The organism is Gorillibacterium sp. CAU 1737 (assembly GCF_039888655.1).
Lineage (GTDB): Bacteria > Bacillota > Bacilli > Paenibacillales > NBRC-103111 > Gorillibacterium.
The window spans coordinates 127,121-147,511 of sequence record NZ_JBDQQO010000010.1 but is presented as its reverse complement, the minus strand read 5'-3'; the positions used below and the strand labels follow the sequence as shown (position 1 = coordinate 147,511).

Genomic DNA, 20,391 nt, shown 5'->3' with positions numbered 1-20,391 from the left:
ACAGTGGTCTGCATGGTTTGTTCCATGATCTCCGTGCATCTTTCTCCCCTTACATGAACAAGATCGGCGAGTCCGCACAGAGCCCCTATTCTCTCTTATACACTATCGTGTATAAATATACCACAGCGTTCGTTGACCAACAAGCCTATTTTTGCTCCTGCCAGACAAGCTTGCCGCTTGCTACGGTGAGAACAGGCCACCCTTTCAGCTTCCATCCGCCGAACGGGGTATTTTTGCTTTTGGATACAAGCTCGTCCGGCTCCACCGCTCGTTCTTCATCCAGATCGATCACGGTAAGGTCGGCGGGGGCGCCTACTTCGAGGCGTCCGTACGGGAGATCGAAGATCTCCGCCGGCTTCGCTGTCATTCGCTCGAGCAGGAAGGGCAGCGTCCAGCGTCCCGTAGCAACAAAGTGTGTGTAGAGCAGCGGGAATGCGGTTTCCAGACCGACGATGCCGAAGGGAGCGAGCTGCATGCCCTTGGCTTTCTCTTCGGCTGCATGCGGGGCGTGGTCGGTCACCAGGATATCCAGCGTCCCGTCCTCGATGCCTTCGATTACTGCCTGTACATCCCTCGGGGTGCGCAGCGGCGGGTTCATTTTCCAGTTGGCATCGAGCCCCGGAATGTCTTCGTCGGACAGCAGCAGGTGATGCGGGCATACCTCTGCGGTAACCCGAATACCGGCCCGTTTCGCTTCGCGGATGACCCGGACGGATTGCTCCGTGCTCACGTGGCAGACATGGTACCGGGCGCCGGTCGCTTCGGCCAGGAGCACATCGCGAGCGATGGGAATCGCTTCGGATTCATTCGGGATGCCCTTTAGCCCATGCTGTCTGGCAAAAGCCCCCTCTGTCACCGCCGCACCGTCGAGGAGCGAATCTTCTTCGCAGTGGGCGACGATCACCCGATCCAACTCCTTGGCGAGCACCATCGCGTCCTTCATCATCCGCGCATTTTGCACCCCGACTCCGTCATCCGTGAATGCGAAGGCGCCTGCTTCCTTCAAGGCGGCAAAATCCGTCAGCTCCCGGCCCAGTTCGTTCTTGGTAATGCTCGCATAGGGCAGCACTCGCACAACCCCTTCGGACTCCGTCTTTTTGAGGATGTACTCGACAACCTCCGGCGTATCCGTCACCGGCCTCGTGTTCGGCATGCAGGCGATCGTCGTAAAGCCGCCGCGCGCTGCCGACCGGGTTCCGGTCGCAATCGTTTCCTTGTGCTCAAAACCCGGTTCCCGCAGGTGGACATGCATGTCAAGGAATCCCGCGGACAGCAGCTTGCCTTCCGCATCGATGACCTCATGGCCGGCTAGGGTCAAATCCTGCGCCGCCCCATTCGACAGCTTCGCGATCCGGCCCTCCTCCACGAGGACGTGCAGCCGTTCCTCTCGCTCACCGGTTCCCGGCCATCCGTTGATGATCCACAATCCCATGCTCAGTCCCTCCGCTTTCTATAGATGGATTGGTTAACGTAGAATCGACACGCGATCCTCTTCGTCCACTTCCTTCAACTTCACTTCAATTTCTTCTGCCTTTGAGGTGGGGATATTCTTGCCCACGTAATCCGGCCGAATCGGGAGCTCCCGATGGCCGCGATCCACCAGTACCGCAAGCTGGATCATTTCCGCTCGTCCGCTCGCCATCAAGGCGTCCATCGCAGCGCGGATGGTGCGGCCCGTATATAGCACATCATCGACCAAGATCACTTTGCGTCCTTGCACCCAGGCTCGGTCAAGCAGGTGCTCCGGTGCGATCCCCGTCCGGTCTCGATCATCCCGGAACGCAGCCGTGTCCACTCCGATCACCGGAGCCTTCACCCCTTCAATCTCTTCAATCCGAGCCGCAATGCGCTCCGCTAAGTAAATGCCGCGCGTGCGGATGCCTACCAGCACGCAGTTATCCACGCCCTTGTTCCGCTCCAAAATTTCATGAGCAATCCGGGTCAACGCCCGGCGAATCGCCATCTCATCCATTAAAACATGCTCATCCTGCACCAAAACCATAAGTGCCACCTTCCGTTTCCCGTGCGAGGCAAGTCCTCGCGGTTCTTCGTTCCTACCGTGCCCCGACTGTGCATGATTTAGCATGCAAAAAAGCCTCTACCCAGGAGGCAGAGGCTTCAATCGAACAGTTGAGGACAGACTGAGGTTGCGACACGCATGGAAACAGACCCTTCCGGGCTCCTGCGGACACACTCTGCCTATCGATTCGAGAGAACGTTCACCTTGCCAGCCTCACGGGACTGTCTGTTAAAGGCGCGATATGATTCTTCGACATTATGCCACTCCTGCGAAGGCTTGTCAACCGAACCGTGGCTGATAGCCGGACAGGGGAAAAGGAAACCTCCATCAAATCGGCATCACCATCCCGGTTTCTCCCCTCGCGGACTGGCATTGATGAAGAAGGTTCGGTATGCTATAAAGGATGTAGCCCGCGTGCCCTCGGCACGGACACTGCAAAGGAGCGAAAGACATGAGTGAAACGAAGGAAATGAATACGTACGAGATCATCGATTACATTAAAAACAGCAACAAGAAAACCCCGGTGAAGGTCTATGTCAAGGGCAACCTGGACGGCATCGACTTCGGATCCGAAGTGAAGGCATTCGTCTCCGGCCCCACTGCTGTTCTGTTTGGCGAATGGAGCGCCGTTGCCCCTTTGTTGGACGAGCACAAAGCTAGCATCGAAGACTATGTCATTGAGAATGACCGCCGCAACTCGGCTATTCCGATGATCGATCTGACGAACATTCATGCCCGCATCGAGCCGGGTGCTTATATCCGTGACAAAGCTACAATCGGCAACAACTCGGTCATCATGATGGGGGCGGTTATCAACATCGGCGCGAAGATCGGGGAAGGCACGATGGTCGACATGAACGCCGTCATCGGCGGACGCGTAGAAGTCGGCAAGATGTGCCACATCGGTGCCGGAGCTGTGCTGGCCGGCGTCATCGAGCCGCCTTCTGCCCAACCGGTACGGGTAGGCGACGACGCGCTGATCGGCGCAAACGCCGTCGTCCTGGAAGGCGTTCAAATCGGGGAAGGCGCGGTTGTCGCGGCTGGTTCGGTTGTCACCGAAGACGTTCCTGCGTACTCTGTTGTAGCGGGAACCCCGGCCAAGGTCATCAAGCAGGTGGACGACAAGACGAAATCCAAGACCGAGATTCTCCAAGAGCTTCGCAAGCTGTAAGACGGGAGGCAATCCACATGGGACTCTCCTTGGATGTATCCCGTTTCGTTACCATACGGCGGGATTTGCACCGGATCCCGGAGCTCGGGTTTCAGGAGTTCAAAACGCAAGCGTATCTTCTCCGGTATCTGGACGAGCTGCCCCGTGAGCGCCTGGAGATTCGGACCTGGCATACCGGAATCCTCGTAAAAGTAAAAGGCCTCTCTCCCCAACGCCGCCTCGGCTACCGCTGCGACATGGACGGCCTTCCCATCGAGGAGGATACGGGGCTTCCCTTCCGCTCGGAGCATCCGGGACAGATGCACGCCTGCGGGCATGATCTGCATATGGCGATCGGGCTTGGTGTGCTTACACACTTCGTCCAAGAGCCCATGGAAGACGACCTGATCGTCTTCTTCCAGCCGGCCGAGGAAGGGCCTGGCGGCGCCAAGCCGATGCTGGAGGACCCGGACCTGAAGGAGTGGATGCCGGACGAGATCGTCGCCCTGCATGTGGCTCCGGAATACGAAGCCGGGGTGATTGCCACCCGGCCCGGCATCCTGTTCGCCAACACCTCGGAGCTCTTCATCGACCTATATGGGAAAGGCGGCCATGCGGCAAGGCCGCATCAAGCGTGCGACATGGTGGTGGCCGCCGCTCAATTCGTCGGCCAGCTCCAGACGATTGTCGCCCGCAACATCGACCCGATCGACTCCGCCGTCATCACCGTCGGCAAGATCGAAGGCGGAACGAAGCAAAACATCATCGCGGACCACGCGCGGCTGGAGGGGACGATTCGCACCTTGTCCGCGGAATCGATGGCCCGCATCAAGGCCCGCATCGAGGCCATGCTAGCCGGGCTTGAAAAGGCCTTCGAATGCCGGGCGGAGTGGAACTACGGCTCGACCTACATGCAGGTCAAGAACGAGGCAGCCCTCACCCGCGAATTCATGGATTGGGCAGCAAGCCAACCGGATGTGAAGCTGATCGAATGCCGGGAAGCGATGACAGGCGAGGACTTCGGCTTTTTCCTGGAAGCCATTCCGGGCTTCATGTTCTGGCTCGGCGTAGAAACCCCCTATGGCCTTCACCATGCCAAGCTGCGGCCGGATGAACGGGCGATTGAGACCGCCATTCGCACGGTGACGGGGTACTTCTCATGGAAAAGCAGCAACCGAGCAGCCAAGACGAATTCATAAAATCGAAAAGACGCTTCGAACTCCTGAACATTCGGGAGCCGAAGCGTCTTTTTTCTTGTTATATGCCCAGTGGGAGAGTTAGGGCGATATCCTCATATCTGATTCATCTCGCTCGTCCGCAGTTGGCTACTCCCCTGCCCATTTAAGCCTCCAGCTTGAGCAGGTCCTCCGCTTCCGCAGCGGGAAGCTCCTGGACCTTGTTCAGCTTCCGCTCAATGGTGCGGCTCTTCCGCGCGGCGCTCTCGATGGTATTGCCCGCTTCCTGCAGCTTCTTGTGGGTCTTCTCCAAGAGATCACCAAACGTACCGAACTCGGTTTTGACCGCGCCCAGCAGTTGCCAGACCTCGCTGGAGCGCCTCTCGATCGCTAGCGTTCGGAAGCCCATCTGCAGGCTGTTGAGGAATGCGGACAGCGTCGTCGGGCCGGTCAGCACGACGCGGCATTCCCGCTGCATCCAATCGCTCAATCCTGGACGCCGCAGGGCTTCAGCGAACAGGCCTTCGGTTGGTAGGAAGAGAATGCCAAAGTCCGTGGTATGCGGCGGATCGATATACTTGCTGCGAATGTCTTTGGCTTCGGCTTTCAACCGTGTCTCCAGCTGCTTCAAGTAAAGCTCCACGGCTGGGCCGTCTCCTGCATCCTGTGCGTCCACTAGACGTTGGTAGTCCTCGGTAGGGAACTTGGAGTCGATGGGGAGCCAAACGACACCGCCTTCTCCATCCTTGGCCGGGAGCTTAATCGCGAATTCGACACGGTCGTTACTTCCCTTCTTGGTTGGCACATTCTTCTCATATTGATCGAGGGTTAAGACCTGCTCCAATAGGTTGCCGAGCTGGATTTCTCCCCACGTGCCGCGTGTCTTCACATTAGTGAGGACCTTCTTCAAATCTCCAACTCCGGTAGCGAGCACTTGCATTTCGCCCAGGCCTTGGTGAACCTGCTCCAACCGTTCGCTGACCAGCTTAAACGATTCTCCGAGCCGCTGCTCTAAGGTGGCATGGAGCTTCTCATCCACCGTCGCCCGCATCTGCTCCAGCTTGCGGCTGTTGTCCTCCTGCAGGTCCTTAAGCCGGGCTTCAACCGTCTCCCGCAGCTTGTCCAGCTTTTGTTCGGTTGTCCCGAGCTGGTGCTTTTGCAGCTGGGAGAGCTTGTCCATGAAGGCGAGCAAAGATCCGTTAAAGCTCTCCAGCTTGGCGGACAGCTCCTCACGGGTCCTTTTCTCGGATAATTGACTTTCCTTGCGATTCAACGAAAATTGCTCCAGGAGGCTTCGCTCCAGTCGGTCGATCTGTTTTTCGAGCAGAGCGAGTCCCTCTGCACTACGGTCCTCTCGCTTCGGCTTGCGGGCCATAAGGAGCAGGACGAGCACGAGAACCACTCCGTTCAAGGCAAGCGAAAGAGAGGCGATGAGTTCCGGTTTCATGTTGTGGCGAATCCTCCTGTTCGATTTTGGGCTGGCTTGCCAGCTCTTTTCCCCATTATAGCCTCATCCTCACGAAAAGGAAACGTTTGTTCGCCGAACAAAAAACCGCCCGTCGGATTGTGCATCCGGCAGACGGCTGAAAGAGCAGACGAATTGTCTCAATAAGAGAGCAAGCTCTCCTGCTTGATCAATTCGGCAGAAGAGTCAGAAGACTATGCCAAGCTCTGAAGGAAGCGCTCCATGCGGTTGAAGGCTTCTTCCAGTTGAGGCATGGAATAAGCATAGGACAAGCGAATATGCCCTTCGCCGTAACGGGAGAAGGCATTGCCTGGGACCACGCCGACCTTTTGCTCCTCAAGAAGACGATAACTGAATGCTTCCGAGCCCATCCTCGTGGGGCGTATCGACGGAAACAGGTAGAACGCCCCTTCCGGTATGTTCGCCAGCTCAAGCCCCATCGCCCTTAAGCGATCAACCGAATAATCCCGGCGTTTGCGGTATTCCTCGCGCATCGGCAGCGCATCATCTGGACCGCCGGTCAACGCTTCAAGGGCGGCATATTGACTGATGGAGCTGGTACAGGTCACATGGTACTGATGGACCTTGATCATTTGCTGCGTAATGGCGGCCGGCGCGAAGGTGAATCCGATCCGCCAGCCTGTCATGGAGTGGGATTTAGCCAATCCGTTGATGACGATCGTCTTCTCCCGCATACCGGGCTCCAAGGCAATCGAGCGGTGCTGCCCTTCATAGACGAGCTCCGAGTAAATCTCGTCCGAAATGACGACCACATTCTTCGAGCGAAGCAGCTCCGCCAGTTGGCGGAGATCGTCCGCCTCCAGAATGCGTCCTGTCGGGTTCGAGGGGTAACCCAGAATCACAACGCGGGTTTTGTCCGTCAGATGCTCGCGAAGAAGGTCTGCGGTCATCCGGAACCCCGTTGATGAGGTATCGACCAGCACCGGCGTGCCTCCGCACAACCGGACGAGCGGCTCATAGCCAGGGTACACGGGCGCTGGGAGAATGACCTCTGCCCCTTCCTCAAGCAAAGTGAGAAGAGAAATCTCCAATGCTTGAGTAGCGCCTACGGTAACCAGAACTTCACTCACCGGATCGTAGCTTTGGCCGTATTTCGCATGAACCCAGCCTGCGGCAGCTTGGCGCAGCTCGAGAAGGCCTGCATTGGCGGTATAGACGGTTCGATTGTCGTCGATGGCTCGTTTTGCAGCATCTAAGATATGCTGCGGGGTCGGGAAATCGGGCTGCCCGATGGTGAGGGTGACTGCTCCCGGCATCTGAGCGACAAGATTGGCAATTTTCCGGATACCGGAGATTTCAATCTCCTTCACCCTTGGGTTGATGAATGGCTCCATATGCGGTTCCTCCGTTCTTTCCCCTGACCGATTCTATCGGCTGCGGAGGCGCTTAAGCAGCTGTTCCATGTCCTCCGGCATAGGGGCCTGGAATTCCAGGTATTCGCCTGTCCGAGGGTGGACGAAGCCGAGGACGGCGGCATGCAGCGCTTGTCCGCGCATCTCATGATCCTTTGGTCGTCCGTAGGCGGGGTCCCCGACGAGCGGATGCCCGATGTATTTCATATGCACACGAATCTGGTGCGTGCGCCCGGTCTCCAGCTTCAACTCGAGCATGCTGAAGTCTCCAAAGCGTTCCAGGACGGCAAAATGCGTCACCGCATGCTTGCTTCCCTTGTGGGTAACGGAAAAGAGCTTCCGATCCCCTTCATCCCGTCCAATGGGAGCATCCACCGTACCTTGATCGTGTGGAATGTTCCCGTGTACGACAGCCAAATAGCGGCGCGTGACGGAGTGATCCTTCAATTGCGCGGCAAGCGATCCGTGCGCCAAATCATTCTTGGCCGCCATCAGCAGACCGGACGTATCCTTGTCGATCCGATGGACGATGCCGGGACGAAGAACTCCGTTGATTCCCGACAAATCGTTGCAATGATGGAGCAAGGCGTTCACGACGGTTCCCGAGGCATGTCCGGGAGCAGGGTGGACGACCATGCCGCGCGGCTTGTTGATGACAATGACATCGGAGTCTTCATAGACGACGGAGAGCGGAATATCTTCCGGCCGTACGTCGAGCTCCTCCGGTTCCGGTACGGTGACCTCGATGCGGTCTCCCTCCACCAGCTTATAGCTTCCCTTACACGCCGTTCCATTCACTTGGACGTGGCCGTCCTTGATCCATTGCTGCACCTGCGAGCGGGATACATCGGCTTCCAGCGCATCCACCAGATGCTTATCAATGCGTTCCCCCGCTGCTTCGGGAGTGACCTGCCACTCCTCCCGCTCAGTCGACTTGTCCGGCTTCGGGTTGGTTGGATTCATGTTTTGATTTCCTTTCTTTTCGCCAATCGAGGAAGGTGTCCAGCACGATCATCGCTACACCGATGGAGATGGCCATGTCGGCAACGTTGAAGATTGCGAAGGTATAGTCAACTTTCCAGCCCAGAAAGTTGAAGTTGAAGTAGAATTGCAAAAAGTCTACCACTTCTCCGAACCGAGCCCGGTCGATGAAGTTGCCGAGGGCTCCGCCAAGCAGCGTCCCCAGCGCGGAGGCCAAGAGGACCCGCTTGTCCTTGGCAGCTTTTCTCAGGTAGATGACGATCCCCGTTACGGCGATCAGCGTGATGAGCAAGAAGAACAGCCGCTGATCCTGCAGGATGCTGAAAGCGGCGCCGCGATTCCGATGGGACGTGAGGACGAAGAAGTCTCCAATCACCGGCACCTCCTGACCAATCTTCAGGTTGTGCACAATCAGCCATTTGGATGCCTGGTCCAGCACGATGATAATGAGTGCGATCACATAATAAATCACGGGGTACCCTCCTACGGTTACAATGCCTACGCTTCAGTATATCCGCTTTTTGACTGATTTGAAAACCCTGGATCGCCACTTCCGCATTCCCCATGCTCCTGAATCCGTATGGATTTCGCATGGGATTCGGCATGGATTGCCACCGCACACAAGCCTTCCCTTGATGAAGCCGGCCTTTTTCGCCAACACTAGCCTTACAAGGTCATGGCTAAGGAGGAGCAACCCCATGGGGCATTTGACGATCAGGCAGCAAGCAGAGCTGCGCAGACGATTGCTCGAGGAGCAACAGGAACTTTCCAGTCGGTTTGAGGGCAATGCCCATTTCGGACTTGGCGAGTCCCTTGCCGAGGGAACGTCCGAGCTGTCCAGTTACGATAACCACCCCGCCGATGTCGCAACAGAAATGTTTGAACGCGGCAAGGATCTCGCATTAAACGAAGAAGCGGAAAAGCAACTGCGCCGCGTGAACGAAGCACTCGACCGATTGGATCAGGGAACGTATGGCCTCTGTACGCGCTGCGGACAGCCTATTCGCTACGAACGGCTGGAAGCTCTTCCCGCAACGTCTTATTGCTACGAGCATACCCCTGAACGGGAAGTGTCCAACCGCCGTCCGGTGGAAGAACAGCTGCTGGATCCGCCTTTCGGCCGCACCAGTGTGGATGAGTTGAACAAGGAGACGGAATTTGATGGCGAGGATGCTTGGCAGATCGTGGAGAGATGGGGCACCTCTACAAGTCCCGCCTATGCGGAGAGCCCCGATGCAGATGATTACGACAACCTCACCATAGAAGCGGATGAAAATGTCGGGTATGTAGAGGACTTCGAAAGCTTTCTGGCCACCGACATCTACGGGGAACACCTTCAAGTCGTCCGCAACAAGGCTTACCGGCATTACCTTCAACAGGAGGAAGGCGACCCTTTGCTGGAGCCGGATGCAGCCGAGGAAGACTGGGACTGACTGAGACTGAGGCCCCCTGTGCTTGTAAAGGTAAGAAATTGTCATAAATGATGAAGAGAAGGCGAGCAAGCCCGGAAGCGTCGATAACGCAACCGGGCTTGCTTTATTTTTTACGTTCGCAAGCGACTCTGAACGACCTCTACGATCTTGGCAATGTAATCGCCGATGATGGGAAGGTTCAGCGCCCCAAGAAGTTGGAGCACATACAGGATGGTCGAAGTAAACACGGTAAGGCCGATCGCAATGCCCACTCCCCGTGCGATCCCGCCCAGCATGTTGTTGAAGATAAGCCGCCAAGGCTTGTTCATCAGTGCAATGTAATCGGCAATTTGGACCCGCTCCAGGTTGACGGCAATCTGGTCGACTTTCCGTTTGACCTCTTCCAGGACTTCCCGGTCGTAGTGGTCGAGTTGGTCCTTCATGGTGAGCTCACTCCCGGCTGCGTGCTGATCAAGCCATCCATTTAGTTATGACCCGGAGCGAATCGCTTCATACGGCTGATAAAAGCCTTGTGTGAGCACTTCCACTATGAAGTTGGCATGCATGTCAAGGGTCCTTCCAAACCTAGTAAAAAAGCTTCGTCCTCAAAGGGACGAAGCTTTGCTCGCGTTGCCAAGATTGGGAACCGGTTGGCTTATTATGCCCGTTCGTTCGTGGACTCCAGAGCGTCCCAGCTTTCGCCGCTGACGAGCTCGAGCTGAGCCTCCAGAAGCGTCCGGAACCGCGTGCGATAGATGGAAGCCTGCTTCTTCAACTCCTCAATTTCGAGCGAGATCTTGCCGGTTTTGACCAACGCTTCATTGATGATGCGGTCCGCATTCTTCTCCGCCTCGCGAATGGTCAGCTGCGCTTCCTTCTTGGCATTCGTCTTCACTTCATCGGCGGCTTCCTGGGCAACAATAATCGTCTTGCTCAGGCTTTCTTCGATGTTCTGGAAGTGTTCCAGTCGCTCTTGCAGGTTGGCGATCTGCGAATGAAGCTCTTTGTTTTCCCGAATGATGGCCTCATAGTCCTTGATGACAAGGTCCAGGAACTCGTTCACTTCATCCTGGTCGTACCCGCGTCCGATGCGGGTCTTAAATTCCTTGTTATGTATGTCCAATGGCGACAGCGGCATTGGGGCACCTCCACTTTGGGTAAATTCTGCTTGGCGCGTGCATTCAAAAGGCGGATTCCGGTGAAGGTCCTTCTGAAATGCAAACGCCTGTCTGTTAAAGAATAATTCGACGGTTCTATGGCAATTCCTGCACAAACCGACGTTCTTTTTTGAAAAGCAAAAAAAGAGCCCCTCGGCTCCTCTTCGCCAACCTGCATTCTAAACAAATTTCCCAATCGTCACGCGGTGACGGTCTTTCTTGGTAAGCTCAGCTCTCAGAATGCGGAACCGGCCAAAGCCTTGAACCGATACCGTGTCGCCTGCCTTCAAGGGCTTGCTGGGGTCCTCTTCCGTCTTCCAGTTGACACGGCAGCGTCCTGCTTGGATCGGAATGAGCGCCTTCGCGCGGCTTACCCGGCAGACATCACTTACGATGCCGTCGAGGCGCATGGAGGCAACCGAGATGGTCATCTCCTCCAGCTTCGTCTCCACACGAACCAGCCGGTCCAGTGGCAGGATCTCCGTTAGTACCTGAACCCGTCCCGCTTGGCGGAGGTGCAGGTTCAGGAAATCTGCAATCTCGCTTGCCACCAGCACATGGCAACCGTCAGGCCGCACGTGAAAGTCGCCGACCTTCTCCCGTTTGATTCCCAAACCCAGCAGCGCGCCCATATAGTCGCCGTGCTCCAGCGTTGAGATTCGTTCATCGGTCGAGGTAACGGCCAGCACCGCGATGGCGGCCTCCTCCTGCTCCGGATCGCGGTAATCGGGAACGATCACCGCTCGCCGGCGCTCCGCCTCGGGGTAGCCGCCGTCAAAACGAAGAGCGGCTTGTCCGCTGTACCGATTTGCAAGCGACTCCACGATCTCGACTTGGCGAGGATCGAGAAAATCGGTCACTTTAACGGTATGACGTTCGGCCGCCCGTTCCATCCATTCGTCGGCTTTGTCCGCGAAGCCGCGTTCATCGGGGTGAAAGTGTGAGAGCCAATCCCTTGCCATCGTTAGGTCAATACCTTATAGAGCAAGATGACAAGGTAGTCGATCCCCAGGTATACGTAGTAAAGCAGGAAGATCGCCAGCATCGGCGAAATGTCGATCATACCGCCGATCGGCGGAATCAGCTTGCGGAACGGGGCTAGATAAGGCTCGACGATCCGGCCGATGATCTCCCCCACCCGGCTCTGGCGGACATTGGGGAGCCAGGACATGAGGATGTAGGCGATGACGAGAAAGCTGTAAATCATGTAGGCGTAATTCAATAGTTCTCGAATCCAATTAAAGGCCTGTATCAAGCCGGTCACCTCTGTCAGTTGTAATGTTCTTCCATGTTCATCTCTTTGATGGCCCCTTGAATTTCAACGGAGTCCGGGGTGCAGAGGAAGATGCTTGGGCCGATCTTGGAGATGTTGCCATTCAACGCATAGACGGTTCCGCTCAAGAAATCGACAATGCGCATGGCGAGATCCGGGCGAACCCGCTGCAGGTTGACGACAACCGAGCGGCGATTGCGTAGATGATCGGCGATCTCCTGCGTATCATCGTAGCTGTGCGGTTCGTTCAAGACGACGCGGACGTTTTTTTGCGAATGGATGCTCACGACATTTCCCTTGATCTTACGTTGCTCAAAAGGATTGGTTTCAACCTCTTCCACCTCTTCTGGAGCATAGTCCTTGTCGAGAGCATTCTCCTCTTCTTCCTTTAGACCGAGAAAGTTCAAAACCCGATTCATGACGCCCATGCCGGTTCCCTCCTTATTATTCGCTGCGAAGAAGCACCGAACCAAGCCGAACCAGGGTCGCTCCTTCTTCAATGGCCACTTCAAAATCATTGGACATGCCCATGGACAGTCCGGTTATCGGCTCGGAAAAGACGGCGGCGCGGTTCAGCTCATTCCTAAGCTCGCGCAGGCCGCGGAATACAGGCCGGGTTTCCTCGGGCTCCGCCTCGTAGGGAGCCATCGTCATCAGCCCGATCACCGCAAGGCCGGGCAATTCCCGAACATCTCTGGCAAACGGCAAAAGCTTCTCCGGTGCCAGCCCGTATTTCGACTCTTCCCCGGACACATTCACTTGGAGATAGACGTTTACCGTCACTCCTCGTTCCACCGCTTTGCGGCTTATTTCCTGGGCAAGAGAGAGCCTGTCCACGGAATGAATGTAAGGAAATCGGCCGACCACGTCCTTCACCTTGTTCGTCTGCAGATGGCCGATGAAATGCCAGATGGCTTCCTCTTGAATGGCTTCCCACTTCTCGCGGGCATCCTGCCAGCGATTCTCTCCCAGATGGCGAAAGCCGGCTTGCAGGATTTCTTGTGTCGGGTCAAGCGATACATATTTGGTGACGGCGACGACCTGTACTTCCTCGCGACTGCGGCCCGATCGGGCGCACGCAGCTTCGATTCGTCGTTCGACATCCGCGATGCGATCCGTTAGCGTCATGACTTCTTACCCCTTCAATGGTTCGATGAGCCACCCTCCGGCAGCAGCCCGATCCAGGCCTGCATGCGGCCGGTTCGGCCTCCATCTCTGCGATAGGAAAACAGCAGATCGGGAGAACATTGGGTGCATCGTTCCGTAACTTCGATAGATGCAGGTAAAATTCCTGCTTTTATCATAATTTGTCGGTTGACTTGTTGCAAGTCCAGCCTTGCCTTTCCGTCCTCCCGTTCTTCATAGAGCGGGTTCGATTCGCAAGCTGCGAGCGCTTCACGAGTCATGCCCAGCGCTTCGCGAATCGGTCCAAGCACGCCTTCGTCCACCTCATAGCAGCAGCTCCCGATGGACGGTCCAATCGCGGCAAGAAGATCCGCCGGGTTCGTGCCAAACGCCTGCTCCATCGCTTCAACCGTGCGTGCGGCAATCCGAGCGGCCGTGCCCTTCCAACCGGCATGTGCGAGACCAACCGCCTCGTGGACCGGATCATAGAAGTATAACGGTACGCAATCTGCAAACAACGCCGCCAGGATCAAGCCGGGGGTCCGGGTAATGAAGGCATCCGTTGCAGGCAGCTCGGTCTCCCGCTCCCGCGTTCCTCTCCCGAGCTCCGCAGGACCCAGAATCGCTACCCGATTGCCATGAACCTGCTCTCCGTACACCCAGGAGCTCAGCTCGGTTCCCAGTGCGCCGGCAACCCGCTCACGGTTGGTGATGACGGCCTCTGAACGATCCCCCACGTGCAGGCCGCAGTTCAAGGTACCGTACGGCTCCTCGCTCACTCCCCCTGTACGCGCGGTCATCCCCGCGGTAAGGCGGGGGAAGCGGGTCATGAAGGGGGTTAACATGAACAGGCCGGGAGAAGATTCAGGGGCAGTATAGGCAAATGGTTCCATGTCGATTCCCCTCTCTTTCTCCCAGTGTACCACAGGAACAGATGAAAAGCCCGAAGCCTCGGTCATATGCAGGTCCTTCCTACGATTCCCGGATCCGCTGCTCCCGTTCGCGCTCCCTGGCCTCCCGATCCCGTTCCCGGGATGGCCGGACGTATTCCGCCGGAACGTCATCCTCCGTCGGTCGATAGATGCGTTCGTCTAAGCGAACGAGAATGACATCCGCACCGATCTTTACGATGTTCCTCCAGGGGATGATGACGTCAGCATTCCCGCCAAAAAAACCAAAAAAGCGGGAATGGCTCGGCACGACGATGGCTTCGATCCTCCCTTGACGCAAGTCCAGCTCCAGGTCGCTCACCTGGCCAAGCTTTTTGCCGTCTACAATATTGATGACGTCCTTGGACTGAAAGTCCGATATCTTCACCCGATCTCTACCTCCCCTGCATGGGCTTGGTATACCTAAGAGCGTGTTTGTAAACCCATAAAACGGCCGTTCATCATTCGATAGACTCGGCCAAAGGTCGGGTTTGCAAACACGCTCTAACTATATGAAAGGAAAAGCCCCATCGTGCCTGAAACGGCAAAAAGTCCAAGGAGGGACAAGCAGGCTTCCTCCGATGAGTGGAATCAGCCGGAAGCGCGCCACATACCTTCTTAGCAGGGGAGGTGATTGACGAACAAAAAAACAAGCGGATCCCGGCGTTCCCCCCCGGTACCGCTTGTTTCTGGAACCGGACTCGGCCGGTTTGTTATCTGTCTGGGTTAAGATTTCACGTGCTTCTGCATTTGCGAGATCGCTGACTTTTCCAGACGAGAAACCTGCGCCTGGGAAATGCCGATCTCCTCCGCCACCTCCATCTGCGTCTTGCCATCGTAATAGCGCATGGACAGGATCATCTTTTCCCGATCGTTCAGCTTGTGCATTCCCTCTCGCAGGGCGATCTCCTCAATCCAGGTAATGTCCCGGTTTCGTTCGTCGCTGATTTGGTCCATGACATAGATCGGGTCGCCCCCGTCATGGTAGATGGGTTCAAATAAAGAGACCGGGTCCTGAATCGCGTCCAGGGCGAACACGACGTCTTCCTTCGCCAGGTTGAGTTCCTGGGAGATTTCATAAACCGTCGGTTCCCGGGAATTGCGATTGGTCAGGTTGTCCCGTACCTGAAGCGCCTTGTAGGCGATATCCCGTAGAGAGCGAGATACGCGAATCGGGTTGTTGTCCCGCAGGTACCGGCGGATTTCCCCAATGATCATCGGAACGGCATAGGTAGAGAACTTCACATTTTGGCCGAGGTCGAAGTTGTCGATGGCCTTCATCAAGCCGATGCAGCCCACCTGAAACAGGTCATCCACAAACTCGCCGCGATTGTTGAATCGTTGAATGACGCTCAGTACGAGCCGAAGATTGCCGTTCACCAGCTTTTCGCGGGCTGACCGGTCATTCTGCGTCTGCAGCTTGGTAAACAGCTCGCGCATCTCCGTGTTGGTCAGCACGGGAAGCTTGGAAGTGTCAACGCCACAAATTTCGACTTTGTTGCGGGTCATAAGCGAATCCCTCCCAAGGAGAACATTACTGTTCAGTATCTCCCCGGAAGGGCATTTTATGCGGTTGACCCAAGTTCTGGAAAACGAACGCGAAGCGGCTCTTCCTTCGAAAGAGACCGTCCGGCTCTCGCGCGATGGGGAATCACACCATCTTGTTGAATTCCTTGCGCAGCCGTTTGATGATGCGTTTCTCGAGCCGCGAGATATAGGACTGCGATATGCCGAGCAGGTCTGCGACATCCTTCTGCGTCTTCTCTTCGCCGTCAAGGAGGCCAAAGCGAAGCTCCATGATCGTTCGCTCCCGCTCCGACAGCTTGTCGAGGGCCTTGTGCAGCAGCTTGCGATCCACCTGCTCTTCAATGTTCCGATAGATGGTGTCATTCTCCGTTCCCAGCACATCGGAAAGCAGCAGCTCGTTGCCGTCCCAATCGATGTTAAGCGGTTCATCGAACGAGACCTCCGTACGAATCTTGCTGTTGCGGCGCAGGTACATGAGAATCTCATTTTCAATGCAGCGGGATGCATACGTGGCCAGTTTGATTTTCTTTTCGGGGTCAAAGGTATTGACGGCCTTGATCAAGCCGATCGCGCCGATCGAAACGAGGTCTTCGATGTTGATTCCGGTGTTCTCGAATTTGCGGGCGATGTAGACGACCAGCCGGAGGTTGCGCTCAATGAGCATGGCCCGGATGGCGGCATCGCCGCTGGGCAGCCGCTGAAGCAGGTACTCTTCTTCCTCGCGCGTAAGCGGCGGCGGCAACGCTTCGCTGCCTCCGATGTAATAGATCTCATTGGATTTCAGCCCGAGAAAAAGCAGGAGACGATAATAGTTCAGCAAGAGCTGCATTTTCCACTTCAACAGCATGGCGGTTCCTCCTGATTGGTTTGGTTGGAAAGGCGGATTGGTGCCATTTCTAGGCTTCCAGCAGCGTGGGATGAAGGATGGCCCGGTAAGCGCCGTCCCGGCTGAGTTGCCCGCCGTCCAGTCCAACGAGCACCCGCGCGGTTTCCCACCTTTTCTCCTCGCAGGTGACGATGACGCGGTCCGGCTTGAGCGCCAGCAGAAACTGGGTACCCCGATTCACCCCTCGGTAAGGAACAAGCCGCAGGCGATCCTGCCACTCAAACTCTCCTTCCCCGATGGCAGCGATCAGTCGATCCGCCTCCGAAGAACGAATCTTTTTCAGCCAGGGTTCTGGAATGACATCCTTCCACTGCGCCGCTTCAATGATCATAACCGGGATGCGCGTCAAGGGATCATAGAGCTGATTGCCGGTGTCGATCAACCCCTTGCAGGCATAGACATGCTCCCCCAGCTCCACCCTCACCTCCGCCAGCTGCGTGCTGAGCTCCTGACGCTTTTTCGCCGATTGAAAGAGACGATAGAACAGCCAGACAAAAAAACAAAGCAATCCGCCCAGCAGCCCGGATGATAAGGTCTTTCCGCCGAGCCGGGAAAACAGAATGCCGTCCACGAGCTCATCGGAGGAAAGCACAAAATAAGAGACTGCAAATAGACCGCCTGCGACTGAAAAGTTGACGAGGTAGAAGGTTCCGAGATGCTTCATGAATCGACCCAGTCCTCCGTAGCCGAAAGCGATGAAGATCATGAGAAGGGAAACCAGCCCTTTCGCCGTAAGCGAATACAGGACCGAGAGCGACGGGAAGATGACGAGCACCACATACAGAGCGCCGAAGGAAGCTGCTACAACAAGACGCCATTTGCGATAAGCGGACTTCAATGTCCACGCGGTGACCGCGAGCAGGGCTCCATCGATACCAAAATTGATCAGAAAGAGCAGATCGACATAGACGACCACGACCATCCGTCCCCGCTGTGCAGGATGAACCTAGTATAAGCCAGCCCCCCTTCAAAGTCTGTCTGAATATGCCGCGTGTCCGGTTGTTTTTTTGTCGAGATCGGGGAGTCCATTTTGACGTTTGGTTGACATGGTGCTGATCTTCCGGTAATGGGAACGAGGTAGAATGAAGAGGGCTTTTGTTGGGAGTGGAGGTGAAGGGAATGTACTATGAGGAAGATCGAGAGCCATATGAAGAGAAGGAATTGCCTGCAGGTGCAGACTCGCGGGATGAGCAATGCGAAACGGAGCGCTAATGAAAAAAGGGACACCTCATGCCAGCCTGCGGGCTGATCGGGTGTCCCTCTCTCGTGAATCGGCAGATGCCGATCCTATTCTTTGTTCTTGCGGCGAAGGAAGGTCGGGATGTCGAGCTGGTCGCCGGAAGGCTGGCTTCCGAACGGACGAAGCGGCGGAACGCGGTTGCCGTCCCCTGCAGCTTGTCCAGAGGATACCGAAGCATTCGGCTCTGCACTGGTGGAAGGACGTTTCGGCTGCGGAATGCTTGCCTCCTTATGCTCGAAGCCGGTGGCGATCACGGTCACCTTGATTTCTTCCTTCAAATTCTCATCGATAATGGCGCCGAAGATGACGTTCACTTCGGGATCCGATGCGGCGATGACGATCTCAGCCGCTTCGTTGACTTCATACAGGCTGAGGTTGGCGCCGCCTGTGATGTTCATGATCACGCCGCGCGCGCCTTCGATCGAAGTCTCCAGGAGCGGGCTCATGATGGCTTTCTTCGCCGCTTCGGCAGCACGGTTCTCGCCGGTGCCGATCCCGATTCCCATGAGTGCCGAGCCGCGCTCGGTCATGATTGTCTTCACATCGGCAAAGTCCAGGTTGATGAGACCGGGGACCATGATCAGATCCGAGATGCCTTGCACCCCTTGACGAAGCACGTTGTCCGCTTCGCGGAAGGCTTCGACCATCGGCGTCTTCTTGTCAACGATTTCGAGCAGACGATCGTTTGGAATAACGATCAGCGTGTCCACTTTTTCCTTAAGCGCGGCGATGCCTTGCTCCGCCTGGAGAGCACGTTTACGGCCTTCGAAGGTAAACGGGCGGGTAACCACGCCGACGGTGAGAGCCCCGCACTCGCGTGCGATCTCTGCGATGACAGGAGCGGCTCCGGTACCGGTTCCGCCTCCCATACCGGCGGTTACAAAGACGAGATCGGAGCCCTTGAGGGCTTGAACGATCGCTTCGCGGGATTCTTCAGCGGCCTTCTTGCCTACGTCCGGATTGGCTCCGGCCCCAAGGCCGCGGGTGAGCTTCTCCCCGATCTTGAGCTTCAGCTCGGATTTTGCCAGATTGAGCGCTTGCACATCCGTATTGACCGTAATGAATTCTACACCCTGAATGCCATTCTCGATCATGCGGTTGACTGCGTTACTTCCGCCTCCGCCAACACCAATCACTTTAATGGTTGCAAGTTGGTCTACATCGAGATCAAATTCAAACATATACGTTATTAGCCTCCTCACTGATCCTGTTCATTACCACAGCATTCCAGGCGCATGTCCGGTTAGATGTATTCGCTTAACCAGTTTTTAAACCGCTCGAACCATCCCGGCTGATCGCTTCGTTGTTGTTTCTTGGCGCTGCTCGGTTTGCTGCTCGTTCCCGTTGCTGCGCGCTGCTTGTGCATCTTGATCATTTGCGTGATGATTCCGACACCGCTGGTATAAGAGGGGTCGCGTACACCGATATACTCGGGAGTCGCGACGCGGACGGATGTGGCAAGCTCCTTCTGAGCCACGCCCAGAAGGCCTGGCATGGAGACCGTTCCTCCGGTGAGGACGTAGCCCCCCGGGGTATTTCCATAGCCCATGTGGAACACTTCGCTGCGAATCAGCTGGAAGATCTCCTGTACTCGCGGCTCAATAATTCCGGTGAGATCGACTTGGGTAAAGTCCTTCTCGGAATTGCTTCCGATGCGAGGAACCTTGAAGGTTTGATCCATGGCGGCGAGCTCCGACTGGGCACAGCCGAATTTGAGCTTCACCCGCTCGGCATGCTCCATCTGCGTATGTAACCCGATGGAAATATCGCTGGTGATCAGATCTCCGCCAATCGGAAGCGTCGAGGTCGCGACAATCGTTCCGTTCTCGAAGACCGCGATGGTCGTCGATCCCGCACCGATGTCGACCAATACGGTTCCAATGGTCTTCTCATCCTTGGACAGCGTCAAATTGCCGGCGGCGAGCGGCATCAGAATGAGCCCGAGCACCTTCAGATCTGCCTTCTCAACCACTCGGCGAAGATTATGAATGGAAGATTTCGCACCGGTAATGATAATGGCTTCGACTTCCAAGCGAACGCCAATCATGCCGCGAGGGTCCTGAATGCCTTCCAAGCCGTCCACGACGAACTGCTTGGGAACCACTCCGATAATTTCGCGTTCCGGCGGCAGAGCGATCACCTTGGCGGCTTGCAGCACGCGGTCGATGTCGTCCTCTCCGATCTCACGATCGTCATTGGCAACCGCCACGACTCCATGACTCGTTAACAGCGAAATATGATTGCCGGAAATCCCAACATACACTTCATCAATCTGAATGCTGACCATTCGTTCCGCATGTTCAACCGCACTGCGAATCGAGTCGACGGTCTGGTCGATGTCCACGATGGCTCCCTTACGGATTCCTTCCGAGTCTGCTGCACCGACGCCGACTATATGAATGGAACCATTGTTCACTTCGCCGATGATGGCGCGAACCTTCGAGGTTCCGATATCCAAGCTGACGATTGTTTCATTGCCGCCCAATCTGGGGCACCTCCCTGAGCGAATTCCGATGTAGAGCCGTGTAACCTTTTACTTATTCCACACGATTCGCGCTATCCCTTTTTTATTCACCACATTTTTTAAGATTCCTGTCGATCTCCCGCCCGGTAACTTCTTCCATGACGCAAAATGCCCGCTGGACGGGCCGTAAAAACAATTTTACCATTCATTGGGC

22 protein-coding genes are annotated in these 20,391 nt (G+C 56.1%); 3 read left to right on the top strand and 19 right to left on the bottom strand.

Translation table 11 applies throughout. The features are described from left to right. Positions 1-145: 145 nt before the first annotated feature. Together AAFN83_RS18810 and pyrR are read right to left on the bottom strand one after the other, a co-directional pair. The gene (locus AAFN83_RS18810; RefSeq protein ID WP_347772207.1) at positions 146-1,432 is read right to left on the bottom strand and encodes a dihydroorotase; all 1,287 of its coding nucleotides are present in this window, start codon (positions 1,430-1,432) and stop codon (positions 146-148) included. Positions 1,433-1,465: 33 nt separating this feature from the next. Continuing rightward, complete coding sequence (gene pyrR / locus AAFN83_RS18805; RefSeq protein WP_347772247.1) at positions 1,466-1,996, bottom strand: bifunctional pyr operon transcriptional regulator/uracil phosphoribosyltransferase PyrR; 531 nt, start codon at positions 1,994-1,996, stop codon at positions 1,466-1,468. A gap of 475 nt (positions 1,997-2,471) precedes the next feature. Between pyrR and dapD the strand changes: the two genes are divergently transcribed. Then, entirely contained in the window at positions 2,472-3,191 is a 720-nt protein-coding gene (dapD, locus tag AAFN83_RS18800) for a 2,3,4,5-tetrahydropyridine-2,6-dicarboxylate N-acetyltransferase (RefSeq protein WP_347772205.1), read from the top strand. A gap of 17 nt (positions 3,192-3,208) precedes the next feature. Continuing rightward, a complete protein-coding gene (locus AAFN83_RS18795; RefSeq protein WP_347772203.1) occupies positions 3,209-4,369 on the top strand; it encodes an N-acetyldiaminopimelate deacetylase in 1,161 nt (386 codons plus the stop codon). Between the two features lie 142 nt (positions 4,370-4,511). Here the strand turns inward: AAFN83_RS18795 and AAFN83_RS18790 are convergent, their stop codons facing one another. From AAFN83_RS18790 to lspA, 4 genes are all read right to left on the bottom strand, one after another. After that, positions 4,512-5,792, bottom strand: coding sequence for a DNA recombination protein RmuC (locus tag AAFN83_RS18790; RefSeq protein ID WP_347772201.1), 1,281 nt, complete (start codon positions 5,790-5,792; stop codon positions 4,512-4,514). Between the two features lie 212 nt (positions 5,793-6,004). After that, entirely contained in the window at positions 6,005-7,165 is a 1,161-nt protein-coding gene (locus AAFN83_RS18785) for an aminotransferase A (protein WP_347772199.1), read from the bottom strand. 33 nt (positions 7,166-7,198) lie between these two features. Continuing rightward, a complete protein-coding gene (locus AAFN83_RS18780; RefSeq protein ID WP_347772197.1) occupies positions 7,199-8,146 on the bottom strand; it encodes an RluA family pseudouridine synthase in 948 nt (315 codons plus the stop codon). Next, a complete protein-coding gene (lspA, locus tag AAFN83_RS18775) occupies positions 8,109-8,636 on the bottom strand; it encodes a signal peptidase II (protein ID WP_347772195.1) in 528 nt (175 codons plus the stop codon). The genes AAFN83_RS18780 and lspA overlap by 38 nt, the downstream gene beginning before the upstream one ends. A gap of 226 nt (positions 8,637-8,862) precedes the next feature. On the opposite strand from lspA, the gene AAFN83_RS18770 reads away from it, so the two are divergent. Next, positions 8,863-9,597, top strand: a complete 735-nt coding sequence (locus AAFN83_RS18770; RefSeq protein ID WP_347772193.1) for a TraR/DksA C4-type zinc finger protein — start codon at positions 8,863-8,865, stop codon at positions 9,595-9,597. Positions 9,598-9,707: 110 nt separating this feature from the next. On the opposite strand, the gene AAFN83_RS18765 is transcribed toward AAFN83_RS18770, so the two are convergent. The 13 genes from AAFN83_RS18765 to ftsA form a co-directional block, all read right to left on the bottom strand. Continuing rightward, a complete protein-coding gene (locus AAFN83_RS18765) occupies positions 9,708-10,019 on the bottom strand; it encodes a DUF5665 domain-containing protein (RefSeq protein WP_347772191.1) in 312 nt (103 codons plus the stop codon). Between the two features lie 215 nt (positions 10,020-10,234). Beyond that, positions 10,235-10,714, bottom strand: a complete 480-nt coding sequence (locus AAFN83_RS18760) for a DivIVA domain-containing protein (RefSeq protein WP_347772189.1) — start codon at positions 10,712-10,714, stop codon at positions 10,235-10,237. 198 nt (positions 10,715-10,912) lie between these two features. Next, on the bottom strand, positions 10,913-11,695 hold the full coding sequence (locus tag AAFN83_RS18755; RefSeq protein WP_347772187.1) for a YlmH family RNA-binding protein: 783 nt from the start codon (positions 11,693-11,695) through the stop codon (positions 10,913-10,915). A gap of 2 nt (positions 11,696-11,697) precedes the next feature. Further along, positions 11,698-11,940, bottom strand: a complete 243-nt coding sequence (locus tag AAFN83_RS18750; RefSeq protein ID WP_347772245.1) for a YggT family protein — start codon at positions 11,938-11,940, stop codon at positions 11,698-11,700. A gap of 62 nt (positions 11,941-12,002) precedes the next feature. Then, positions 12,003-12,434, bottom strand: a complete 432-nt coding sequence (locus AAFN83_RS18745) for a cell division protein SepF (protein ID WP_347772185.1) — start codon at positions 12,432-12,434, stop codon at positions 12,003-12,005. Between the two features lie 16 nt (positions 12,435-12,450). After that, positions 12,451-13,134 carry a YggS family pyridoxal phosphate-dependent enzyme gene (locus tag AAFN83_RS18740; protein ID WP_347772183.1) on the bottom strand — a complete coding sequence of 228 codons (684 nt, stop codon included), beginning with the start codon at positions 13,132-13,134 and terminating at the stop codon, positions 12,451-12,453. A 14-nt stretch (positions 13,135-13,148) separates the two neighbouring features. After that, positions 13,149-14,024, bottom strand: a complete 876-nt coding sequence (gene pgeF / locus AAFN83_RS18735; protein ID WP_347772181.1) for a peptidoglycan editing factor PgeF — start codon at positions 14,022-14,024, stop codon at positions 13,149-13,151. 79 nt (positions 14,025-14,103) lie between these two features. Beyond that, entirely contained in the window at positions 14,104-14,448 is a 345-nt protein-coding gene (locus AAFN83_RS18730) for a YlmC/YmxH family sporulation protein (RefSeq protein ID WP_347772179.1), read from the bottom strand. Between the two features lie 338 nt (positions 14,449-14,786). Beyond that, positions 14,787-15,569 carry an RNA polymerase sporulation sigma factor SigG gene (sigG, locus tag AAFN83_RS18725; protein WP_347772177.1) on the bottom strand — a complete coding sequence of 261 codons (783 nt, stop codon included), beginning with the start codon at positions 15,567-15,569 and terminating at the stop codon, positions 14,787-14,789. A 142-nt stretch (positions 15,570-15,711) separates the two neighbouring features. Further along, positions 15,712-16,434: an RNA polymerase sporulation sigma factor SigE gene (gene sigE, locus AAFN83_RS18720; RefSeq protein ID WP_347772175.1), complete on the bottom strand. Its 723-nt coding sequence runs from the start codon at positions 16,432-16,434 to the stop codon at positions 15,712-15,714. A 49-nt stretch (positions 16,435-16,483) separates the two neighbouring features. Then, entirely contained in the window at positions 16,484-17,389 is a 906-nt protein-coding gene (spoIIGA, locus tag AAFN83_RS18715; protein WP_347772173.1) for a sigma-E processing peptidase SpoIIGA, read from the bottom strand. Positions 17,390-17,760: 371 nt separating this feature from the next. Then, positions 17,761-18,894: a cell division protein FtsZ gene (gene ftsZ, locus AAFN83_RS18710; RefSeq protein WP_347772171.1), complete on the bottom strand. Its 1,134-nt coding sequence runs from the start codon at positions 18,892-18,894 to the stop codon at positions 17,761-17,763. A 62-nt stretch (positions 18,895-18,956) separates the two neighbouring features. Next, on the bottom strand, positions 18,957-20,198 hold the full coding sequence (gene ftsA / locus AAFN83_RS18705; RefSeq protein ID WP_347772169.1) for a cell division protein FtsA: 1,242 nt from the start codon (positions 20,196-20,198) through the stop codon (positions 18,957-18,959). Positions 20,199-20,391 lie beyond the last annotated feature (193 nt).